Here is a 21,225-nt window from a genome sequence, read left to right as displayed (position 1 = left end):
GTTCCCTGCCGGGGGCCGAGGGTTCAGCGTGGAATGCCTTATTTATCCGAAGGCTTGCTCAGGTCGATGCTGCGGATGATCTTGCGCACGGGCAGCACGCTCTTGGCGTTCATGGACAGCTCATCCACGCCCATCCGCAGGAAGGTCTCGGTGAGGGCGGTGTCTGCGCCCAGCTCACCGCAGATGCCCACCCAGATGCCGTGGCGGTGGCCCGCGTCGATGGTCATCTTGATGGCCCGGAGGACAGCGGGGTGGTGGGGGTTGAAGAACGGCTCCAGCTTTGCGTTCTGACGGTCCAGCGCACAAGTGTACTGGGTCAGGTCGTTGGTACCGATGGAGAAGAAGTCGCACTCCTCCGCCAGCTCGTCCGCGATGAGGACGGCGGCAGGCGTCTCGATCATGGTGCCCACTTCCATCTTCTCGTCGAACTTTTTGCCCTCTGCACGCAGCTCGGCGCGGCACTCGTCCAGCACGGCCTTGGCGTCCTGCAGCTCCCGCAGGCTGGTGATCATGGGGAACATGATGCTCATGTTGCCGTAGGCCGAAGCCCGCAGCAGCGCACGCAGCTGGGTCTTGAAGAAGTCCTTCCGGGTCAGGCAGATGCGGATGGCGCGGTAGCCCAGTGCGGGGTTGTCCTCGTGGTCCAGCTTCATGTAATCCACGGTCTTGTCCGCGCCGATGTCGCAGGTGCGAACGACCACCTTGCGGGGCGCAAGGCTCTCCAGCACCTGCTTATAGGCCTCGAACTGGTAGTCCTCCGTCGGGAAGTCCTTGCAGTTGAGGTAGACGAACTCGGTGCGGAAGAGGCCGACGCCGCCGGCGTCGTTCTGCTGCACCGCCCCCACATCGCCCATGCCGCCGATGTTGGCAAAGACGTTGATGGTCCTGCCGTCAAGGGTGGTGTTGGGCTTGCCCTTCAGCTCCTGTAAGAGGGCCTGCTTTTTCTGGTCCTCCTGCTGGCGCTTTTTCAGGCTCTTGAGCAGGTCGGGGGTGGGGTCAACGTAGACGCAGGCATTGTAGCCGTCCACGACCGCCATCTTGCCGTCCCAGTCGTCCTGAATGTCCTTGCACTGGATGAGGGCGGGGATGTTCATGCTGCGGGCGAGGATGGCGGTGTGGCTGTTGGAGCTGCCCTCCCGGGTGATGAAGCCCAGCAGCAGGCTCTTGTCCATCCGGACAGTCTCGGAGGGGGCGAGGTCCTCTGCCACGAGGATGCTCGGCTCGGTGCCCTGCAGCGTCGCGTTGTCCACCCCCTGCAGAATATCGAGGATGGCCTGCGCGATGTCGATGACATCGGCGCTGCGGGCCTGCAAATAGGGGTCGTCCATGGCCGCAAAGACGGCGGCCTGATTGTCTCCGGCGGTCTTGACGGCATACTCGGCGCAGCGGTGCTGGCCGTTGATGATCTCTTTGATGGCGTCCACGAAGTCGTCGTCGTCCAGCATCATGGCGTGGATGTTGAACACCTCGGCGATGTCCTCGCCGGCCTCAGCCAGAGCCTTCTCGTAGAGGGCGGTCTGCTGGTCGATGGCCTTGGCGCGGGCATCCTCAAAGCGCTGGAGTTCAGCGGCGGTGTCGGCCACCTCAGCGGCGGAGATAACGGTATTCTTTTTCTTATAGATCTTCAGCTTTCCGATGGCAATGCCATTCAGGATGCTTTTACCGGTGCCTACCTGCATTGCATTTTCTCCTTATTTCATCGTTTTCATTTTCGTAACAAAAAGCCCCCGCAGGCATTCCCCGCAAGGGCTTCTCATCACACTGGGCGATCAGACGTTCTCGCTCAGGAATTTCTGGATCGCTTCGGCGCAGGCGGCCTCGTCGTCGCCCTCCACCTTGATGGTCACGGTGTCGCCCTGCTTGACGCCCATGCCCATCAGGGCCATCAGCTTGCGCAGGTCGCAGGTCTTGCCTGCCTTTTCGAGGGTAGCGGTGCTTGCAAAGCCCTTGGCCACCTTAACGAGCAGGCCGGCGGGACGTGCGTGGATGCCGCAGGCATCCTTAACGGTGTACTGGAATTCCTTCATGATCATTTTCTCCTTACTTCATCCGATCCTCCCGGGCAGCTCACCCTGCCCATCGGGACACAGCACTCGAACCTTCTGGCTGCTGGATGTCTATTTCTATTATAAACCTTAGTCGTTCTTTTTTCACCCTTCCATATTGCCGATTTTTTATCAAAAATTTTAGTAACATTGAACAGAATATTTTTCCAGAAATACCACTATTGCACATCTTTTCTGCTTCACCGCATTTTTTCGTGCAAAATGACACCTATTCGACGGGGTATCCCTCGGCGTCCAGCGGCAGGTCGGTATACTGCACGGGCTGGCTCTGTGCATTTTCCGGCTCTCCGGAGGTCTGCTGTGCCTGTTCACTGGTCAGCTCTTCGTCGTGGCGCTCGCCCCAGTCCCCGCTGAAATCCTCGCCCGAGGTCTGCCGGGCCTGTTCGTCGGTCAGCTCCTCATCGTGCCGCTCTCCCCAGTCGCCGCTGAAGTCCTCGCCGGACACCTGCTCGGCCTCCTGCAATGCCATGGCGGTCTGAGCGTCCTTCAGTCCCGTGACGACGCCGGAGGGCTTTTCCAGCAGATACGCCCCGACGGCCTTCTTCCGGTAGACCAGCAGCACGCCGTAGCTGCTCACGTCGCCCCGGCTGGCGGCGGGGATGAGCGCCGTCCACTTTTCCACCGTCTTGCCCTTGTAGCGGGTGAGGTCCATCCCGCTCTGCTGCACCACCCCATTGAAGGCCGAGAAGCTGTCGTCCCACTTCCGGGGGATCTTGACCTTGTCGGCGGTGATGGACGCCCCATCTACGTCCAGCCCGTAGCCCGTGAACCACGTCTGGATGTCCTGTGCACTTTCGATCTTATTGTTCGCCGCTGCGACGGCCACCGTGCGGGTGCTGATGTAACGCCCCAGCATGGCGCTGAACACCACCAGCGCACAGCACAGTGCCCCAACGCCCGCCTTCTTGACGCTTGCCTTACTCAGTGTGACCACAAACATACCCATGCCTCCCACCCATTCAGTTTTGTCCGTACAGCATACGCAAAGCGGGGCAGGATTATGCAAAAAACGGGGCCGCTTTGCAGCAGTCCCGTTTCACGGTTCAGGATTCAGTTTCCGGCGGCGGGCGTCGTGCGGTAGATGCCGAGGCTGTTGTCCGGCATCGGCATCTCCACCCGGGAGGCCCGGTCGTTCACGGCCACCATCAGGGCGGCCATCCCGGCCAGCACCGCAGCGATGATGAGCCATTTTACAAAGTCAGGCAGTTTTTTCATCGGTCACATCCTCCGTCATGCCGGGCGGCAGAGGGCGCGGGCGCGGGCCAGCAGTGCCGCCGCCTCCGGCCCGGAGAGGGCACGCACCCACGCCGGACGCTCTGCCGCGCCCGGGCCGGCGCTGTCGGCCTCGGCGAAGGTGGCGAGACCGGTGTCCGTGCGGTCGTTCCACGCGATGAAGCCTTCCGGGGCGATGTGGGCGCCGAGGCGGCAGTCCAGCACCGCCGTCTTCCCCTCGGGACGCCACGGACGGCCCAGATAGACGCTGCCCGCCGGGCAGTCGGAGACGAAATCGCAGTTCCAGAACACGAAGCCCAGCCCGTCGGCTTTGCCCGACGGGGCGGTGACATAGCTGTGGGGGATGTGGTTGTCCACGGTGCGGAGGGTGCAGTTCTCGAACAGCGCGTCTCCGCCGCCGAAGATGAAATCGATGTCCCCCGCGATCTCGCATTCGGTATAGTACTGGGCCGTCGGGCGGCGGGGCGCAAGGCCCCTCGGGCCGAGGAAGCCGTCCTTCTCCCGCTCCTTTTCGGGCAGCGGGGCGCAGAAGAGGGTATCCTGATTGCCCAGCAGCTTCACCCGCCGGAACACCGCCCGGGCGCTGTCCACATAGGCCGCGACGGCCTGCCCGGCCTGTGCGCCCGGCCCGGCGTCATTCTCGATGGTCATGTCCTCCACGCAGAGCGTCCCGCCGCTGAAAAAGGCGGTGTAGCTGCGGAAGGTGTGGGTAGGGCGGCCGTCCTTGTGGGGCAGCTTTCCGCCGTCGCCCCACACAAGCCGTGTCCGGTCTGCGCCCGCCCCCCGCAGGGTGATGCAGCGCTTCTCGCAGATCAGCTTTTCCCGGTAAAGCCCGGGGCCGACCTGCACCAATGCTTCCTCCTCATAAGGTACGGCCAGCACCGCCTCCGCGATGGATGCGAAGTCGCCGCTGCCGTCCTGTGCAACTGTGATCGTCAGCATGATAATCTCTCCTATGGTCAGTTGGGATACTTTTCAGTATACCCCCTTGCCGCCCAAAAAGCAATCTCAACTGTTCTCGAGCCGGAGCACCGCAGCGGTGATGTCGTCGGGCCTGCCCCGCTGGACAGCACGGGCACGGGCCGCCTCCACCAGCTTTTTCGCCAGCAGGTCGGGGGCTTCGGCCTTGGCAGCGGAAAGCTCCAGCTGCTGGAGCACCCAGCCCGGGCCGTCTGCCAGCAGACCGTCCGACACCAGCACCACATAGTCCCCCGCTGCCAGATGCACCACCCGACTCTGGCCGCTGACGCCCCCGAGAATGCCCATGGGCAGGCTGGCTTCGCCCACGGCCCGGGCCTTGCCCCCATGGACGAGGAAGCCCGGGGCCGCGCCGGCCTTGAAGAGCCGTGCCGTGCCGGTGTAGAGGTCCACGCTGACGAGGTCAAGGGTCGCACCGCTCTCCTCGTCGCTCTTGAGGGCCAGCGCCACATTCACCAGCCTCGCCGCAAGCTCGGCGGTGAAGCCCGCTTTCAGCAGCCGGGCCGTCAGCTCTGCGGCCAGATTGCCGTCCACTGCCGCAGGGCGTCCCGTCCCCATGCCGTCGCAGAGGATCATCTGCGCGGCTGCAGCGCTGCAGAACTGCTGCACTGCGTCGCCGGATATTTCGCCCCGTGCCGCTGCGCCCGCCGTCCCGAACACGGCCCGCAGCAGCGGCTTTTCCGCAAAGAGCAGGGTGGTCATTCCCTTGCAGGAGAGCACCTGCGGCGGCTCAAGGCTGCGGCGGCAGATGCGCCCCACCTCCCCGGCCAGCGCGGCCAGCTCCTTTTCGCTGAAGCGGGTGCGGGGCAGCGTCACCGCCGCCCGGGTGCGGCCCAAGTCATCCAGCGTGACGGCGCATTCCAGCGGCGGCGTGCCCAGCTGGGCAAACAGCGCCGCCACCCGGCCCGATTTATACGGCTCGGGGCTTCCGGGACGGCCCAGCTGCTCGCTGAGGACGCCCAGCGCATCGGCCACCGCGCTGTACTGCTCGGTGAGGGCCGTCCGCATGGCCTCGGAGTGGACGCGGGCCTCCCGGCGGCTGCGGTAGAGGGCAAAGGCCCTGTCTCCCGCCGCACAGAGCGCCGCCGGGTGGATGCACCGGGCCAGCTGTCCGGGCAGGAGCATGGTCTCCAGATGGCCCCGCTCTTCCAGAATGGGGCGCAGGGCCTCCATCCCTTCCAGCGTGGCGGCGTGCTCCTGCTTCCAGCAGACCTCCCGCCTCCCGCAGTTGGCGCAGAGGCTGTCGTGGATGTTGTCGATGACCCAGCGGAAGTCCTCGCACCGGCGCGGAAAGGCGTCGTATACCTCGTTCACCGTCTCCGCCAGCGAGGAGAGGCTTTCGGCCACCGCTTCCAGCCGGGTCGCGGCGGCGGAGAGGCGGGGCCGCTCGTCCCCGGGCGGGTCATCGTTCTTGGCGGCAGGGGCCAGCCAGCCCGCAGGCAGCAGGGCGCAAAGTCCCGCGCCCGCCCCGGCGCTGAGCAGGAAGCCGAATGCCCCGGCCAGCGGCTGGACGCAGAGCACCCCCGCCACACAGCCGCCTCCGTAGGCCGCAAGCCCCTCGATGCGCCTTGCCGGGGCAAGCACCGCCGCAGCGGCACACCCGCAGGCCAGCCCGGCGGCGGCAGGGGCAAGAGAAGGGTCGGCGGAAGCCAGCGCCGCCCCCGTCACCCCGCTGAGGGCCAGTGCCGCCAACGGCAGACCCTTGCAGCAGAGGGCCAGCTCTGCCGCCGCACAGACCAGCACCCCGGGCAGGAGAAGCCCGAAGCTCACCCCGCCCCATGCGGCTGCCACGGCGGCCGCCAGCAGCAGGCTGCCCATCCCCGGCTTTTCGGGCGGGAAGCGGCGGAGGCCCAGCCCCAGCGCCGCCGCCAGCAGGGCGTCCCCGCCGCAGAGCAGCAGGAGCTGAACGCCGTTCTCCTCCCCCGCCGCGAAGCAGACGGCGCTCCCCGCCAGCGTGCCGCAGCCTGCCAGCACCGCCGGGCCGAACCGGCCCGGCCAGAGCCACCGCGCAGCCACTGCCGCGCCCAGCCCGCAGAGCAGGCAGATGCTCTCCACCGTCAGCGCACCGAAGCTCCGCGCCAGCAGCCCCAGCGCTGCCCCGGCAGCCCCCACGGCAAAGCAGTCCTCCCCAAAGCCCAGTGTCAGCCCCAGCCCGAAGGGCATCAGCGCCCCGTACAGCACGGCCCAGCCTCCGGCCAGCCCCAGCAGAAATGCACACCCCTGCCGCAGGGCGGGCCGTACCGCCGCCCGCGCCCGGAGCGCGCCGCCCACCGGCTTTCTGCCCGTAGAGGTCTGGATGGTCCGAAAAGACACCTGCATAGAAAAATCCCCGCTTTCCGGCGGGGATCTTCTGCAATATCACGTTGTGCTGTTCTGTTTCCCACGCCTGTTGCATATACTCTAGCCCAGACGCGGCGCGGTTTTTGGCGGGGTGATGGGATGGGATAAAATCTCAGCAGAAATAGTGTGCTTCGCCAAAAAAGCTCGTCCATTTTGCGACGACCTCGGCGCTTCGTGCTTCGATAATGGCCATGATGTTGCGCAGGACACTCTTAAAAACCTGCGGCATTTTCGACGCCTCCCTCTTTGGAGAACTGCAAGATCAGATGCGCTGTGGACTCCACAAGCTCCTGATACCGGGCGATCTCCGCCGGGGTAAAGCCGTTGATGTCCTCCCACTTATAGTCTGGGAGATAACACACCGCAGAATGGAAGCAATCCTTCGCATCCGGCTTCTCGAAATAAACCTTGACGCGATGGTCCGGGAGCATTTCTGAATGGACGACCTCGGTGTTATCGTCCAGCGTCATGAACGGATACATCATACAGACTGCCTCCTTACGTTTTTATAAGGTCTTTTTACCCATTCAGCTTCCCGATGGCGGTCTTCACCCGCTCGAGGGTCTTTTCGCGGCCCATCATGCAGGCGAGGTCGGTGCCGCCGCCGGGGGTGCGCTGCTTGCCCGAGAGGGCGATGCCCAGCGGGTAGAGCAGCCAGCCGTTCTTCTTGCCCAGCTCTTCGGCCTTGGCCTTGCAGGCGTCGAAGACGGTGTCACGGTCGCCAAAGTCCAGCGCCTCGTCGCTCAGGACGGGCAGCAGGGCCTCCAGCGCCTCCTTGGCGGACTCGGGGGTGGTCTTCTGCTTCTTGTTGGCGTAGAGGCTCACGTCATACTCGGGCATGACGTCGAAGAAGTCCAGCTGCTCGGGGATCTCGCCCAGCACCTCGCAGCGGGGCTGAAGGTTTGCGCAGAGCAGCTTCTTGTCGATGGGGGTGTGGACGGCGCTGTCGATCCACGGCTCGGCCTTGGCAAGGAACTCCTCGGGAGACAGACGGCGGATATACTCTGCATTGATGGCCCGCAGCTTGAGGGGGTCGAAGATGGCGGGCGACTTGGAGATGCCGTCCGGCGTCCAGATCTTGACCAGATCTGCCAGCGAGAAGATCTCCTGCTCGGCATACTCCCCCTTGGGGCTCCAGCCCAGCAGGCAGATGTAATTCAGGATGGCCTCGGTCAGGTAGCCCTTGGCCACGAGGTCCTGATAGCTGGCATCGCCGTTGCGCTTGGAGAGCTTGTTCTGGGCGTCCTTCATGACCGGCGGGCAGTGGATGTAGTTCGGGATGTCCCAGCCGAACGCCTGATACAGCAGGTTGTACTTCGGGGTGGAGGACAGGTATTCGCTACCGCGGATGACGTGGGTGATGCCCATGAGGTGGTCGTCCACCACATTGGCGAAGTTGTAGGTGGGCATCCCGTCGGTCTTGATGAGGATCTGGTCGTCCATCTCGCTGTTGTTGACCTCGATGTGGCCGTAGACCATATCGTCGAAGCCGGTCACGCCCTCGCGGGGGATCTTCTGGCGGATGACGTACGGCTCACCGGCGGCGAGGCGCTTTTCCACCTCTTCCTTCGGCAGGTCGCGGCAGCAGCCGTCGTAGTGGGTCATCTCGCCGTGGGCGCGCTGCTCGGCGTGGAGGGCCTCCAGACGCTCCTCGGTGCAGAAGCAGTAGTAGGCCTTGCCCTCTGCCACCAGCTGTTCGGCGTACTGCTTGAACATCCCCATCCGCTCGCTCTGGACGTAGGGGCCGACGGGGCCGCCCACATCGGGGCCTTCGTCCCACAGCAGGCCGGTCTCCCGCAGGGTGTTGTAGATGACGTCCACAGCGCCCTCGACGTAGCGGCCCTGATCGGTGTCCTCGATGCGGAGGATGAAGGTGCCGCCGTCGTGCTTGGCCATCAGGTAGGTGTACAGCGCAGTGCGCAGGTTGCCAACATGCATATAACCCGTGGGCGAGGGGGCAAATCGGGTGCGGATCTTCGGATTCGGCATAATGATTTCTCCTTTTTATCTATCATAGGCAAATGAATTGCAATTATCTCTGCCTAAGTTTACCCTCTCCGGCCCTGTTTGTCAACGGAGACAGCAAAGAGGGGCGTCCCCGGAAGCGCCTGACCCTGATTTTGCGGTTTCTTTGAGAAGTTTTTGTCGAAACTCCGCGTTTCGGTTGACGAACGGCTCAACTTTTTGTATACTGAGTAGGAAAGAAGTTGGCAGTTTTTTCCTGTTTTTCCTGCGCAGGAACATTTTTTGCGTCGCATCGTCGCAATCAGTGCCATATCTGCCATTCTTCCGGACACACTACCAAAGGAGAAATGAATATGAAAACAACTGGCATCGTTCGTGGCATCGACTCTCTGGGGCGCATCGTCCTTCCCAAGGAACTGCGCACCAATATGCACATCGACAAGGACTCGAAGCTCGAGATCTTCGTGGAGGGCGATCAGATCATCCTCAAAAAGCACCGTCCCGCCGGCAGCTGCGACTTCTGCGGCGAGCTGGTGGCCGGCATGGCCCAGTATGAGGGCTACTGCATCTGCCCCGCCTGCCGGGCCAAGATCGCCGCGCTGTAAGCGGAAAAGGAGAATCCTCACATGAGTCAGATGACCGACTTCACCCTCCCCTCCTGCGTGCCGGGCCGGACGCTCCACGCATTCCGCTGTGTGCCGGAGGGCAGGGTGCGGGCCGTCCTGCAGCTATCCCACGGCATGGTGGAGTTCATCGACCGGTACAAGCCGCTGGCCGAGCATCTGGCCGGGCAGGGCATCCTCGTCACCGGCCACGACCATCTGGGCCACGGCGGTTCCATCCGCACAAAGGATGACTACGGCTTCTTCGCCCAGCCGGACGGCAACCGTGCCGTCCTCAACGACCTCCACGCCCTGACCGTCCTGACCAAGCAGCTCTACCCCGGCGTCCCCTATTTCCTTCTGGGGCACAGCATGGGGTCGTTCTACGCCCGCCAGTACCTCTGCGAGTGGGGCGGCGAGCTGGACGGAGCCATCCTCATGGGCACCGGCTTCCAGCCCAAGGCTCTGGTCGCCGCAGCGAAAGCCCTCTGCCGGGTGCTGGCCGTCTTTTTCGGCTGGGAACACCGCAGCCGGCTCGTGGCCAGCCTTTCCTTCCTCGGCTACAACAAGGGCCTCGAGGGCCGCACGCCCCACGACTGGCTCAACCGCGACACCGCCGAGGTGGACAAGTACCGTGCCGACGAGCGCTGTATGTTCACCTTCACCCTGAACGCCTACTACAGTATGTTCTCCGGCATCCTGCGGCTGTACGACCCCGCCGTTCTGGCCGGGATGCCCAAGGATCTGCCCCTGCTCTTCCTCGCCGGTGACGCCGACCCTGTAGGCGAGCGCACCGCCGGAGTCCGGCGGGCCATCCAGAGCCTCCGGGACATCGGCGTCCGGAACATCGAGGCGAAGTTCTATCCCGGTGCCCGCCACGAGCTGCTGATGGAGACGAACAAAGCCGAAGTGTTTGCGGACATCGCCGGCTGGCTCGAAAAACAGCTGCATCCTTGAATCCAAAGCTCCTTCATCGGCCTGACGATGTGGGGGCTTTTTCTTCTGGACTACGGAAAAGCGCCCCGCCGGGCGGCCCGAAAGCCGCCTGACAGAGCGCTTATAGATCCATTTTTACTTTCTGGCTGCCCAGCCGTCCACGACAGCCACAAGGGCCTTGCCCCGGCGGCCCAGAATTTTAGGCAGCAGGATGCGGGCCATGCCCCAGACGCCGGAGAAGTTGTACAGGATGATGAGGGCAGTGATGAGGCCCGTCCAGAGGCCGTACAGGGGCGTCTCTGCCAGCAGCACGAAGGCCTCGAACACCAGCGCAGCGGCGTTGACGAGGACACGGCCCGGATGGACACGCATCCCGATCATGCCGTGGGCGTCGATGGCGCGGAGGGTGAACACCAGACCAAGGCCGAGGAAGGACGCATAGGTCGCACCCACAGGGCCCCACCACTTGATGAAGAAATAGTTCATGATACAGTTGCTCACGGCGCCTGCCATCATCGTGACCATGCTCCGCTGGGACTTCTTGTTCACGACGTAGACGCTGTTCATGAACTGGTTGAAGCAGCTGCAGGTGGAGGCCATCACGAGGAAGGGCACGAAGTGCCACGCATAGTAATAGTTGGCCTTCATGATGTGCATGACCGGGCGGCAGAGCCAGATGATGCCCGCCGCGCAGCAGAACAGCACGCTGGAATAGGTGTGGAAGATCTGGGTGAAGAATTTGGCCCTTCCCTCCTCCTCCGTCACCGCCGACAGCTGCCATGCATCGTAGAAGATGAGGCCCAGCGTGGTGAGGATGGTGGGCAGGAAATAGCCGGTGGAGAGCAGGCCGCTCCATGCATCGCCGCTGTGGCCGTCGAGGCCGTCGCACATCTCGCGCACGAAGAACAGGTCTGAGGCGTTGATGATCCAGAAGCTGATCTGGGCCGGGATCATGGGCAGCGAGAAGCGGAGCATCTGCTTCCAGAGGGTCTTGTTGAGGCCCTTCAGCTCGATAAAGTTCCAGAGCTTTCCGGTCAGCATCAGGAAGAGCACGCTGACGAAGTCGCCGCTGATGATGGCCAGCAGGTAGCCGTTCGCGCCCCAGCGGAAGCCCACCAGATAGAGCACATAGAAGGCCATGGTCGCCACCGTGCAGAGCACGCCGTCCACAGCCACCAGCTTGTTCCACTGGCGGCTGCGCACGAACTGGGTGCAGAGGGTGCGCAGACAGCTCATGAGGACGTAGATATAGATGAGCAGGCCGTACTGGGCCATGTCCGGCAGGAACTGCGCCACTGGCCAGCAGAGCACGAGGATGCCGAAGCCCCCGAGGATGGTGAGCAGGCCGTTGGTGAACACCTGCTTTTCGCTGTTGCCCTTATCGAGGCCGAAGCGGATGATGGCGTTGGACATTCCCATTGACACGAAGGGGATGAGCAGGTTGGCGTACTGGCTCAGGATCTTGGACAGGCCGAGGTCGGAGATCTCGGCCATCGCATAGGTCAGAAACGGCTGGACGATGAGCGTCAGCAGCTTGGATGAGAAGCTGCTGATGGCAAAGATGATGGTGTTTCCGGCGAGCTTCGAATATTTATCGCCGCCGGCCTTTTTTTCGTTTTCCAATGACGTATTCCTCTTATTTTTCAGTGGCTTGCCCTCTCAGTCAGACCCTTCCGGGTCTGCCAGCTCCCCCAGAGGGGGAGCCTTTCTGCCTCTCCCCTTGGGAGAGATGTCACCGAAGGTAACAGAGCGGGCTAGGCCGTTATCTTTTCAACAAATCTCTCCGGGCCTTCCAGTCCGGCATCAGCTTGGCCACCTCGGCCCAGAACGCCGGGCTGTGGTTCGGCTGCAAAAAGTGGCAGTACTCATGTACTACCACATAGATCTGCGCCGCCTCGGGCATATTGTAAAGCTGGAGCGCAAAGGTGATCTGGCGCTTGGCCATATGGCAGACGCCCCAGCAGCTGGTCATGCTGCGCACCTTGATGGCGGGCTTCTGCCCGTTCAGGACCCCGGCAAAAGCCGGGTAGACCTTATCGCTCATGGCCGTGAAGTGGGCCAGCGCGACATCCTTGTCGGGCAGCGACGCCTGCCGCTTCTCGCGGGCGGCCTGCCGGGCCTGTGCCGCCCGTATCCAGTCCATCTGGCCGATGATATAGTGGTCCGCCGCCTCCGGCGATATGCGCAGAGGGGAGCTGAGGGCCACAGAACCGTCCCGCCGGACATGAAGGTTGAAGTATTTGACCTTCTTCCGCGTCAGCTCGTAGGGGATGCCCCCGGCCACCCGCAGCGTCACGCGCCCTTTTTGCATCCGCGCAGCTCCTCAAGCGGCAGCTGGGACAGCACGACGGCGGCAAAGATGAGGGCGCAGCCCGCACTCTCCCGCAGCGAAAGGCTCTGGTTCAGCAGCAGCCAGCCGCCCAAGGCGCTGAACACGCTTTCCAGACACATGATAAGGCTGGCGATGGCGGGGTTCAGGTTTTTCTGTCCCAAGATCTGGAGCGTATAGCCCGCACCGCTGGACAGTACGCCGCAATAGGCGATGGGCAGGAGATTGGCACCAAATTCCGCCAGCGTCGGCGTCTCAAAGAGAAGCGCCGCCGCCGTGCTCTCCACTGCGACTACGATAAACTGCAAGAGGCTCAGCCTCACGCCGTCCACCAGCGGCGAAAAGTGGTCGATGGACATGATCTGGAAGCTGAACAGCACCGCGCAGGAGAACAGGATCCAGTCGCTGGTCTCGACGCCGCCGAAGCCGTTCTTCATGCAGAGCAGGTAAAGGCCCACCACAGCGATGACCATGCTGGCCCAGAGCTGGGCGCTGCCCTTCCGGCCCAGAAACAGGCCGAACACCGGCACCAGCACGACGTACATGGCCGTCAGGAAGCCCGCCTTGGCCGTGGAGGGGTTGATGGTGATGCCGATCTGCTGGGCCGCAGAGGCTGCGAACAGAAGGGTGCCGCAGACGAGGCCCGCCGTCAGCAGAGTCATCCGCTCCGCTCTTTCCTTGGGCCAGCCGTAGGCCGCGCCCTGCTTTTTGCGCAGGGCATCAAAGGCGGCCATCGTCGGGAGCAGCACGAGGACAGCCAGCCAGCTCCGCCCCGCGAGGAAGGAATAGGCCCCCATGCCGGAGCCTGCGCTCTGGGCCACGAACGCCGTGCCCCAGATGAAGGCGCAGAGCATCAGCATGAGCGAATTTTTCGTCTGTGTCTTCATGCCGCGATGCCCTCCACCTTGAGTCCGCCGTAGAGGTAGTAGCGGCTGGAATCGTAGGAGATGGTCAGCCGGTAGCTGGCCGCCGGGTCCAGCCCGGAGATGACGCAGCGGTAGTTCTGGCCGTCGGTCTTGAAGTAATAGGTGCTGTCGTTGACGTACTGTGCGCCGCCGGCCACCTTCTGCCAGACGGATATTTTATACCGCTGGGTGCCCTCGGCGGTGCCATAGCCAGTGATGGTCAGGCTGCCGCCCGGGACGGTGAAATAGTCGGTCTGGCGGCTCCAGATGCCGTTGAACACAAGATTCAGGCTGCCGTTCACCGCCGCCGAGGCATATTTGGCCGAGCCGTCGGCGATGCCCTCGAGGGTGAGCGGGTCGCTGGTCAGCTCGGCCCAGCGGGTGCTGTCCTCCTCCTGCACCTCCGTGGCGGCGCTGTTCTTCAGGTCCAGCACGGTCTTTCCCGCATACGCCGCCAGCAGCAATACCACCACCGCCAGAACGAGCAGTACGATTCGCTTTGTCTTTTTCATGACTTTTTATCCTCAAAACATTGTTTTTGCACGATTGCTATAGTATACCGCATTTTTATTTTCCATACAAGGCCTTAGCCCACAGTCAGCGCGGCCAGCGCAGCCCGCTCGGCGGCGGCAGGCTCCGGCTGGGCAGGCCGGAAGAGCGAATCGTACCGGTAGAGCGCCCATCCCCCCGCACCGAGACGGCGCAGGTCGCCCACCTGCCGGGCAAGGGCGCTGCCGGTGCACCACTGGCTCAGGCTGTCCTCGTTGGCTCCGCCGTCGCCGCTGCCCACACGGTAGGCCCCCAGCCCGAAATAGAGGGCCGTGGACGCCGCCCGGGGCATGGCCAGCCACTCGGGCACGATGTTCTCGAAGGCGAAGCGGGTGCTGCCGGACCGGAGAGTGTAACCATAGCCCCAATAGACCTGCGGGCAGAGGTAGTCCACCACGGCATCCTCCCCCTCTGCCGTCAGCCATGCCCGGACGTCGCTGTACTGCTCCGAGAGATCGTTGTCGGGGTTGCCCTGCGGGCTGACCCCGAAGCGGAGGGTGGCATCGGCGGCTTTCACGGCGTCGTGGGCCGCCTTGACCAGCGCCGTGACATTCTGCCGCCGCCATTCGTCCAAGTTCCCCGCGCCGCTGGAGGCGAACTGGGCCGCGTCCAGCGCCGGGTCGGTGGTGGGATAGAAATAGTCGTCGAAGTGGATGCCGTCCACGGCATAGTTCTGCACCAGCTCGGCCACGCCCTGCACCACATAGTCCGCCGCCTCGGGGAGGGCCGGGTTCAGGTACAGCCCCTCGCCCACAGCGCAGACCCACTCGGGATGGGTGTTGGCGAGGCTGCTTTCGGCCAGCACGGCGGGCATCTTCGCCGAGGAACGGAGACGGTAGGGGTTGACCCACGCTTCCAGCGAAAGCCCCCGGCTGTGGGCCTCGGTGATGAGGACGTCCAGCGGGTCGAAGCCGGGGTCTTTCCCCTGTTCCCCGGTGCAGACATGGCTCCACGGGAAGAGTCTGCTGCGGTAGAGGGCATCCCCGAAGGGCCGCACCTGCACGATGACGGTGTTCAGCCCGATGGACAGGCAGTTGTCCATCAGCGCCGCTGCCCCGGCCCGGAAGGCTTCTTCCGAGGAAAAATCCATCCCGGCCCATTCCAGATAGCTCACCCAGACAGCCCGCCACTCCCCGGCGGGCAGAGCAGCGTTCGGCTCTGCCTCCGGGGCAGGCACCGACAGGGCCGAGACGGTCTGCCCCCGGCGCAGCATCAGCCCCGCGCCGGCCAGCGCGGCACAGCCTGCCCCCGCCAGAAAGGCCCGCCGCCCGAAGCGGCAGCGGCGCTTTCTCCGCCGCTGCGTCATGCGTCCTCCTGCATCTTGTAGAGGCTCAGTGCTGCCCAGCCCCGGGCGCAGGCCAGCAGCACCCAGAGCAGATTCGTCCAGAAGCCCAGCGCGGCCATGCCGCCGTATTTTGCCATCAGCAGGAAGAGCAGGTGGAGGGCCTCCGCCGCACCCACCAGCTGGAGCTGGCGCTGGACAGCCATCCCCCGCTTGTACTCGGTGCTCAGCAGCAGCGGCCACGCCAGCGCCGAGCAGAGGTAGCCTGCCCAGCCGTTGATCATGTAGCTGACCATCAGCAGAACGAACACACCGGTGAAGTTCCGCTTCTCCCAGCCCGCCGAGCCTTTCTCGGCGGCGAGGAAGAGGGCCGAGATGCCCGCCATCGCAAATGCGATCTGCTCGATGAGTCCGAAGCTGTTCCCGCTCAGGACGGCAAAGCCGTTGAGCATGGAGGCTGCGGCCGAAGCCAGCAGCAGGAAATACCATGTCTTGCGCGTGAATCTGAGTTTCATATCGTCCCTCCCGCCCGCAGAAAGGGCGCAGGCTCCCCATCAGTTTTTGGAATTTTTCAAATATTATAACACAATTTAGGGCGGGTTGTGTTACAATAAGGAAAACATGATTCAAATTCCATCGGAGGACATCCATGAACGCTGTTTTTTCCATCCTGCTTCTGGCCGCCATCCTCGGCTTCATCGTCTTCCTGCTGGCAAAGCAGGACAAAGGCCGCCGCAGCCAGTACGGCCCCAGCGGCCTTTCCGAGTTCCGCACCGACCTGCCGCTGGACGACTGCTTCGACCGGCTCGACCAGCACAGCCCCGACGACCTTTTCGCCTACGAGTGCCGCCGGGAGAACGACGGCGGCTTCACCCTTCACCTGACCCTCCACCAGCCCACCCAGCAGCCGCTGGACACCCTCTACACCCTCCGGCTGGACCCGGGCCGTCAGACCGTCGTGACCCTCATCTTCATCCGGGAGGCCTTCGGCTACAAGGAGCCGCTGTTCCAGCCCGAGATGCTCGATGAGTTCATGCTGGGCAAGCTCGACGCCCGCCGCACGAAATAAATTCGCCCGGAGGGCTTTGCATTTCCGGATTTTTTTGGTATACTTATAGTCAGTCCACACGCGGCAGCGCGCCGCGTTTGCGGGCCAGTAGCTCAGTTGGTCAGAGCTGGCGGCTCATAACCGCTTGGTCGCGGGTTCAAGTCCTGCCTGGCCCACCACAAAGCACGAAGGTTTCGGCCTTCGTGCTTTTCTTTTTGCCCCTCCGAGCTGCTGACGCAAAAGGAGGGCGGAGAGGGCCAAAAGAGGCCGCGCGCGCGTCTTTTTTTGGCAAAAACGCTTGAAACACCTCTATTATAATGATAAACTTAAAAATATTGGAAATGTGAGGAGCATCCTATGATGAACAAAATCTCTCGCCGCTCTTTTTTGCAGGCCGCCGGCGTCGTGGCTGCTGCGGCAGCGCTGACCGCCTGCGGCGGCAAGACCGAGGCTGACAAGGGCAGCAGCCAGAACGGCAAGATCCAGATCACCTTTTACCTGTGGGACCGCTCCATGATGAAAGAGCTTACTCCGTGGCTGGAACAGAAGTTCCCGGAGTATGAGTTCAACTTCATTCAGGGCTTCAACACCATGGACTACTACCGCGACCTGCTGAACCGTGCGGAGCAGCTGCCGGACATCATCACCTGCCGCCGCTTCTCCCTGAACGATGCGGCTCCTCTGGCAGAGTACCTGATGGATCTGAGCACGACCGAGGTTGCAGGCACCTTCTATTCCAGCTACCTGAACAACAATCAGGAGCCGGACGGTGCGATCCGCTGGCTGCCCATGTGCGCCGAGGTGGACGGCACGGCTGCAAATGTCGATCTGTTTGCTCAGTACAATATCCCTCTGCCCACCAACTACGCCGAGTTCGTGGCGGCCATTGATGCCTTTGAGGCTGTCGGCATTAAGGGCTATCAGGCAGACTGGAGATATGACTACACCTGTCTGGAAACCATGCAGGGCTGTGCTATCCCGGAGCTGATGAGTCTGGAGGGCACCACATGGCGCATGAACTACGAGAGCGAGACCGAGGACGGCTCCACCGGTCTGGATGATGTGGTGTGGCCGAAGGTCTTTGAAAAATACGAGCAGTTCCTCAAGGATGTGCGGGTGCAGCCCGGTGACGATCGGTTGGAGTTGAACCCCATTGCCAAGCCTTTCTATGCGCGGCAGACCGCCATGATCCGCACCACGGCAGGCATAGCGGATGTAATGCTCGACCTGCACGGCTTTAACGCATCCATTCTGCCCTATTTCGGCGAGACCGCCAATGATAGCTGGCTGCTGACCTACCCCATGTGTCAGGCAGCAGTTTCCAACACGGTAGCACAGGACGAGGCAAAGCTGGCTGCTGTGCTGAAAGTCCTTGGGGCCGTGTACAGCGCAGAGGGGCAGAGCAAGCTGGCCGCTGGCGGCGCGGTGCTCTCTTATAACAAGGAGGTAAACATCACCTCCTCCACCTCTCTGGAACACGTTGCGGATGTCATCAGCGCAAATCATCTGTATATGCGTCTGGCCTCCACCGAGATCTTCCGCATTTCGGAAGATGTGGGCCACAAGATGATCACCGGCGAATACGATGCCAAGGCCGGATACGAGGCGTTCAACGAGCAGCTTGTCACCCCCAAAGCAGACCCCGAAACCGAGATCCTGTTCACCCAGAATACCGCATACTCCATCGACATGACCGACCACGGCAGCGCTGCGGCTTCCTCGCTGATGACCGCCCTGCGCACCACCTATGATGCGTCTATCGCAATCGGCTACTCGCCGCTGGTGTCCACTTCCATCTACTGCGGCGATTACAGCAAGCAGCAGCTTTTGTGGGTGATGGCAGGAAACTACGCCGTTTCGCAGGGAGAATATACCGGTGCAGAGCTGCGGCAGATGATGGAGTGGCTGGTGAATGTAAAGGACAACGGTGCAAACCCCATCCGGCACCGGAATTATATGCCCGTGACCAGCGGCATGGAATACAAAGTGACCGAATACGAGCAGGGCAAGTTCCGTCTGGAAGAACTCACCGTCAATGGTGCGCCGCTGGACGATACGGCCACCTATACCGTATTTGTGGCGGGCACCGATGTGTGGATAGAGAACGAGGTCTACTGCAGCTGCCCCATGCCGGAAAACCTGAAGACCAAGCGAACGGAATATGCCATTGAAGGGGCAGACAGCCGCTCCTGCCTGAAGGATTCGCTGGCGGTCAGCAAGCAGTTCCCCGCCCCCTCCGAGTATCTGACCATTGTACAGGGAGAATAAGCTCTTGAAGAACGAAACTAAGATGCAACGCTCTGTAAAAAGCCGTATCCTCGCGGTCATAGCAATGCTGCTGCTCGGCATCAGCATTCTGACGAGCCTCGTTGTCTTTACGGATTTTATGGAGCACACCATCTACGAGGAAAGCACTGCACACCTTACCGAGATCTATCATCAGGCAAACCAGACCCTCTACAATAAGGTATCCTTCAACTGGGGCGTCATGCGGATGTGGGCGCCCTATCTGGAAAGTGCGCAAAGCGATGCCGATGTCTGCTCTTTCCTTTCACAGGCAAAGGGAGAATACCATTTTACAGACTTTTTCTTCGTTTCGCGGGATGGCTCCTATGTCACACTGGATGGTGAACGAGGCTATCTTGATCTGGGTCGGACGCTGTCGCAGCTGATTCTGGAGCAGCAGCCTATCGTGGCAAACTCGGTCGTGCCGGACAAGCCGGAGATCATGGTGTTTGCAGTCCCCACGGAAAAAGGCAGCTATCAGGGCTTTGATTACGAAGCCATTGCCATCACCTATAACAACAGGGATCTGGTGGACTCCCTGAAGATCTCTGCCTTTGAAGGGCACGGCAGCACCTTTGCGGTGCTGCCGGATGGCCGTGTGGTACTGGACAGCAGCAGCGCGGACATGAGCGGTGTGCACAATATCCTTGCCCTGCTCAAAAACTCGGCTGGTTTTACGGCAGAACAGGTCGATGCCCTGCAAGATTCTTTTGCTGCCGGGGAGGGCGGCAACCTTGAGTTTTCCATCAATGGCGTCGGCTATTACATGGTTTATGGTTCTGCCGCCTTCCAGAACTGGACGATCCTTGGCATTGCTCCCAAAAGCGTTGTGAACGCCAATATGAACCGGCTGCAATACACCACCATGGCCGTGATGAGCGGTATAACGGGTATGCTGGCTGTTGCCGCTCTGCTGCTGGTGGTGCAGAGCAACCGGCAAAAGCTGCGGAAAAAGGACCAGCAGCTGCTGGCACGCGAGGAGTTGTTCTCGAACCTTTCCCGCAATGTGGACGACGTGTTCCTGATGATCGACACCGAAACCAGCAAGGCGGAATACGTCAGCCCCAATGTCCAGCGCATTCTGGGCCTCTCCCCCGAGGCGGTGCAGGAGGATCTCCACGTTCTATACCCTGCCGGAGACGACAGCGGTGCATCGCGGCTGGAAAGTCTGATGCAGATGGAACAGGGCGTCCAGCAGGAATGGGAATGTGAATTTGTCAATCAGGAGACCGGTGAGCCTCGCTATCTCCATGTGACCGGCTTCCTCAATGATGTGCAGGGCGCAAGAAAGTGCATCGTGGATATGTCCGACCGCACGGGCGAGCACCAGACCACGCTGGCTGTGGAAGCCGCACTGGAAGTAGCCGAAAAGGCCAGCAAAGCCAAGACCGACTTCCTCTCCAATATGTCCCACGACATCCGCACCCCCATGAACGCCATCATCGGCATTACTACCCTGATGAAAAACGAGCTGCACCAGCCGGAAAGGCTGGCCGAACATCTGGGCAAGCTGGAAACTTCCGGTCGGCTGCTGCTGGGCATCATCAACGATATTCTGGACATGAGCCGCATCGAGAGCGGCAAGACCACCCTGAACATCGAAAAAATGAACATTTCCCAGCAGGTCAGCCAGCTGGACAGCATTATCCGGCAGCAGGCCAGCCAGCGCAGCCAGACCTTTACGGTGGAGACCCATATGCAGCACGAAAACGTGCTGGCCGACCCCAACCGTCTGAATCAGGTGCTGATGAACATCCTCTCCAATGCGGTCAAGTATACGCCCCAAGGCGGACACATCCGGTTGGCGGTGGACGAGCTTACCCATACCGAGCACTACGCCAAATACCGGTTCATCGTGCAGGATGACGGCATCGGCATGAGCGCGGCCTACCAGAAGACCCTCTTCGACCCCTTTACCCGGGAGGAGAAATCCGGCACCAACAAGGTGCAGGGCACGGGCCTCGGCATGGCCATCACCAAGAGCATCGTAGACCTGATGGGCGGCACCATCCGGGTGGAGAGCGCCACCGGCAAGGGCACCCGCTTTGAGGTCGTGCTGGAATTTCCCATCGACGCCGAGGCGGACAAGGTGCAGACGGCACCGGCCCTCCCGGAGGAGGCCGAGGCCGTCTCGCCCCTGTCCGGGATGAACTTCCTCTGCGCCGAGGACAACGCCATCAACGCCGAAATTCTGGAGCTGCTGCTGGAGACCAAGGGTGCGCGCTGCACCATCTGCTCCAACGGTCAGGAGATCGTGGACGCTTTCGCCAGCGTCAAGCCCGGCGAGTACGACATGATCCTGATGGACGTGCAGATGCCCGTCATGGATGGCCTCGAAGCCACCCGGCGCATCCGCAGCGGCGAAAATCCGCTGGGACGCACCATCCCCATCCTCGCCATGACCGCCAACGCATTCCTTGAGGATATGCAGAAGAGCCGGGACGCCGGGATGGACGAGCATCTCTCAAAGCCGGTGGACATCAACGCACTGGAGCAGACGGTAAAGCGCTTCCGCGTTACCCCCCCCCCGAAAATAAATAGTGGAATCGCACGGTTTCGCAGATGACCGACACTCACGACCTAGCAGGGCCACCCATTTGCGGCCCAGCTCTTTTTTTGTGAGAGAGCGATCATGATGAATCAAAGTATTGGATGGTATTGCGTATGGAACAACAGCCAAATAAAATCCAGCCTATGTTGCTATCG

The 21,225-nt window shown here is 62.0% G+C and carries 19 protein-coding genes and 1 tRNA gene; 6 read left to right on the top strand and 14 right to left on the bottom strand.

Annotated elements, in window-relative coordinates; genetic code table 11:
- Positions 1-38: 38 nt before the first annotated feature.
- From ptsP to gltX, 8 genes are all read right to left on the bottom strand, one after another.
- The gene (gene ptsP, locus LKD23_RS02060) at positions 39-1,679 is read right to left on the bottom strand and encodes a phosphoenolpyruvate--protein phosphotransferase (protein WP_227620135.1); all 1,641 of its coding nucleotides are present in this window, start codon (positions 1,677-1,679) and stop codon (positions 39-41) included.
- Between the two features lie 90 nt (positions 1,680-1,769).
- A complete protein-coding gene (locus tag LKD23_RS02055) occupies positions 1,770-2,033 on the bottom strand; it encodes an HPr family phosphocarrier protein (RefSeq protein ID WP_227620134.1) in 264 nt (87 codons plus the stop codon).
- A 241-nt stretch (positions 2,034-2,274) separates the two neighbouring features.
- Positions 2,275-3,006: a DUF4830 domain-containing protein gene (locus tag LKD23_RS02050; RefSeq protein WP_227620133.1), complete on the bottom strand. Its 732-nt coding sequence runs from the start codon at positions 3,004-3,006 to the stop codon at positions 2,275-2,277.
- Between the two features lie 110 nt (positions 3,007-3,116).
- A complete protein-coding gene (locus tag LKD23_RS02045) occupies positions 3,117-3,281 on the bottom strand; it encodes a hypothetical protein (RefSeq protein WP_227620132.1) in 165 nt (54 codons plus the stop codon).
- Positions 3,282-3,296: 15 nt separating this feature from the next.
- Positions 3,297-4,241, bottom strand: coding sequence for a pectinesterase family protein (locus tag LKD23_RS02040; RefSeq protein ID WP_227620131.1), 945 nt, complete (start codon positions 4,239-4,241; stop codon positions 3,297-3,299).
- A 66-nt stretch (positions 4,242-4,307) separates the two neighbouring features.
- Positions 4,308-6,596, bottom strand: coding sequence for a SpoIIE family protein phosphatase (locus LKD23_RS02035; RefSeq protein ID WP_431834220.1), 2,289 nt, complete (start codon positions 6,594-6,596; stop codon positions 4,308-4,310).
- 233 nt (positions 6,597-6,829) lie between these two features.
- A complete protein-coding gene (locus LKD23_RS02030; protein WP_227620130.1) occupies positions 6,830-7,102 on the bottom strand; it encodes a hypothetical protein in 273 nt (90 codons plus the stop codon).
- A gap of 34 nt (positions 7,103-7,136) precedes the next feature.
- A complete protein-coding gene (gene gltX, locus LKD23_RS02025; RefSeq protein WP_227620129.1) occupies positions 7,137-8,606 on the bottom strand; it encodes a glutamate--tRNA ligase in 1,470 nt (489 codons plus the stop codon).
- Positions 8,607-8,935: 329 nt separating this feature from the next.
- On the opposite strand from gltX, the gene LKD23_RS02020 reads away from it, so the two are divergent.
- Both LKD23_RS02020 and LKD23_RS02015 read left to right on the top strand, forming a co-directional pair.
- Positions 8,936-9,187 (top strand): AbrB/MazE/SpoVT family DNA-binding domain-containing protein, encoded by a 252-nt coding sequence (locus LKD23_RS02020; protein WP_227620128.1) that lies wholly within the window; start codon positions 8,936-8,938, stop codon positions 9,185-9,187.
- Between the two features lie 21 nt (positions 9,188-9,208).
- Positions 9,209-10,141 carry an alpha/beta fold hydrolase gene (locus LKD23_RS02015; protein ID WP_227620127.1) on the top strand — a complete coding sequence of 311 codons (933 nt, stop codon included), beginning with the start codon at positions 9,209-9,211 and terminating at the stop codon, positions 10,139-10,141.
- A gap of 114 nt (positions 10,142-10,255) precedes the next feature.
- Here the strand turns inward: LKD23_RS02015 and LKD23_RS02010 are convergent, their stop codons facing one another.
- The 6 genes from LKD23_RS02010 to LKD23_RS01985 all read right to left on the bottom strand — a co-directional run bounded on the left by LKD23_RS02010 (position 10,256) and on the right by LKD23_RS01985 (position 15,700).
- Positions 10,256-11,743 carry a lipopolysaccharide biosynthesis protein gene (locus LKD23_RS02010; protein WP_227620126.1) on the bottom strand — a complete coding sequence of 496 codons (1,488 nt, stop codon included), beginning with the start codon at positions 11,741-11,743 and terminating at the stop codon, positions 10,256-10,258.
- Between the two features lie 139 nt (positions 11,744-11,882).
- Positions 11,883-12,431 carry a M48 family metallopeptidase gene (locus LKD23_RS02005; RefSeq protein ID WP_227620125.1) on the bottom strand — a complete coding sequence of 183 codons (549 nt, stop codon included), beginning with the start codon at positions 12,429-12,431 and terminating at the stop codon, positions 11,883-11,885.
- The gene (locus tag LKD23_RS02000) at positions 12,413-13,336 is read right to left on the bottom strand and encodes a DMT family transporter (RefSeq protein WP_227620124.1); all 924 of its coding nucleotides are present in this window, start codon (positions 13,334-13,336) and stop codon (positions 12,413-12,415) included. Before LKD23_RS02000 ends, LKD23_RS02005 begins: the two co-directional genes overlap by 19 nt.
- A complete protein-coding gene (locus LKD23_RS01995) occupies positions 13,333-13,866 on the bottom strand; it encodes a hypothetical protein (RefSeq protein ID WP_227620123.1) in 534 nt (177 codons plus the stop codon). Before LKD23_RS01995 ends, LKD23_RS02000 begins: the two co-directional genes overlap by 4 nt.
- 74 nt (positions 13,867-13,940) lie before the next feature.
- On the bottom strand, positions 13,941-15,209 hold the full coding sequence (locus tag LKD23_RS01990) for a glycoside hydrolase family 10-like protein (protein ID WP_227620122.1): 1,269 nt from the start codon (positions 15,207-15,209) through the stop codon (positions 13,941-13,943).
- Complete coding sequence (locus LKD23_RS01985; RefSeq protein WP_227620121.1) at positions 15,206-15,700, bottom strand: conjugal transfer protein TraD; 495 nt, start codon at positions 15,698-15,700, stop codon at positions 15,206-15,208. The genes LKD23_RS01990 and LKD23_RS01985 overlap by 4 nt, the downstream gene beginning before the upstream one ends.
- A 134-nt stretch (positions 15,701-15,834) precedes the next feature.
- Between LKD23_RS01985 and LKD23_RS01980 the strand changes: the two genes are divergently transcribed.
- From LKD23_RS01980 to LKD23_RS01965, 4 genes are all read left to right on the top strand, one after another.
- On the top strand, positions 15,835-16,254 hold the full coding sequence (locus LKD23_RS01980; protein ID WP_227620120.1) for a hypothetical protein: 420 nt from the start codon (positions 15,835-15,837) through the stop codon (positions 16,252-16,254).
- A gap of 81 nt (positions 16,255-16,335) precedes the next feature.
- Positions 16,336-16,412, top strand: a tRNA-Ile gene (locus tag LKD23_RS01975).
- 178 nt (positions 16,413-16,590) lie between these two features.
- A complete protein-coding gene (locus LKD23_RS01970; RefSeq protein ID WP_227620119.1) occupies positions 16,591-18,501 on the top strand; it encodes a 5'-nucleotidase C-terminal domain-containing protein in 1,911 nt (636 codons plus the stop codon).
- Positions 18,502-18,523: 22 nt separating this feature from the next.
- Positions 18,524-21,085 carry a hybrid sensor histidine kinase/response regulator gene (locus LKD23_RS01965; RefSeq protein WP_227620118.1) on the top strand — a complete coding sequence of 854 codons (2,562 nt, stop codon included), beginning with the start codon at positions 18,524-18,526 and terminating at the stop codon, positions 21,083-21,085.
- Positions 21,086-21,225: the final 140 nt, after the last annotated feature.

Source organism: Faecalibacterium butyricigenerans (assembly GCF_020687345.1).
Taxonomy (GTDB): domain Bacteria; phylum Bacillota; class Clostridia; order Oscillospirales; family Ruminococcaceae; genus Faecalibacterium; species Faecalibacterium butyricigenerans.
Note: the sequence above shows the minus strand (reverse complement) of the source record. Positions and strands in the feature narration are given on the sequence as shown.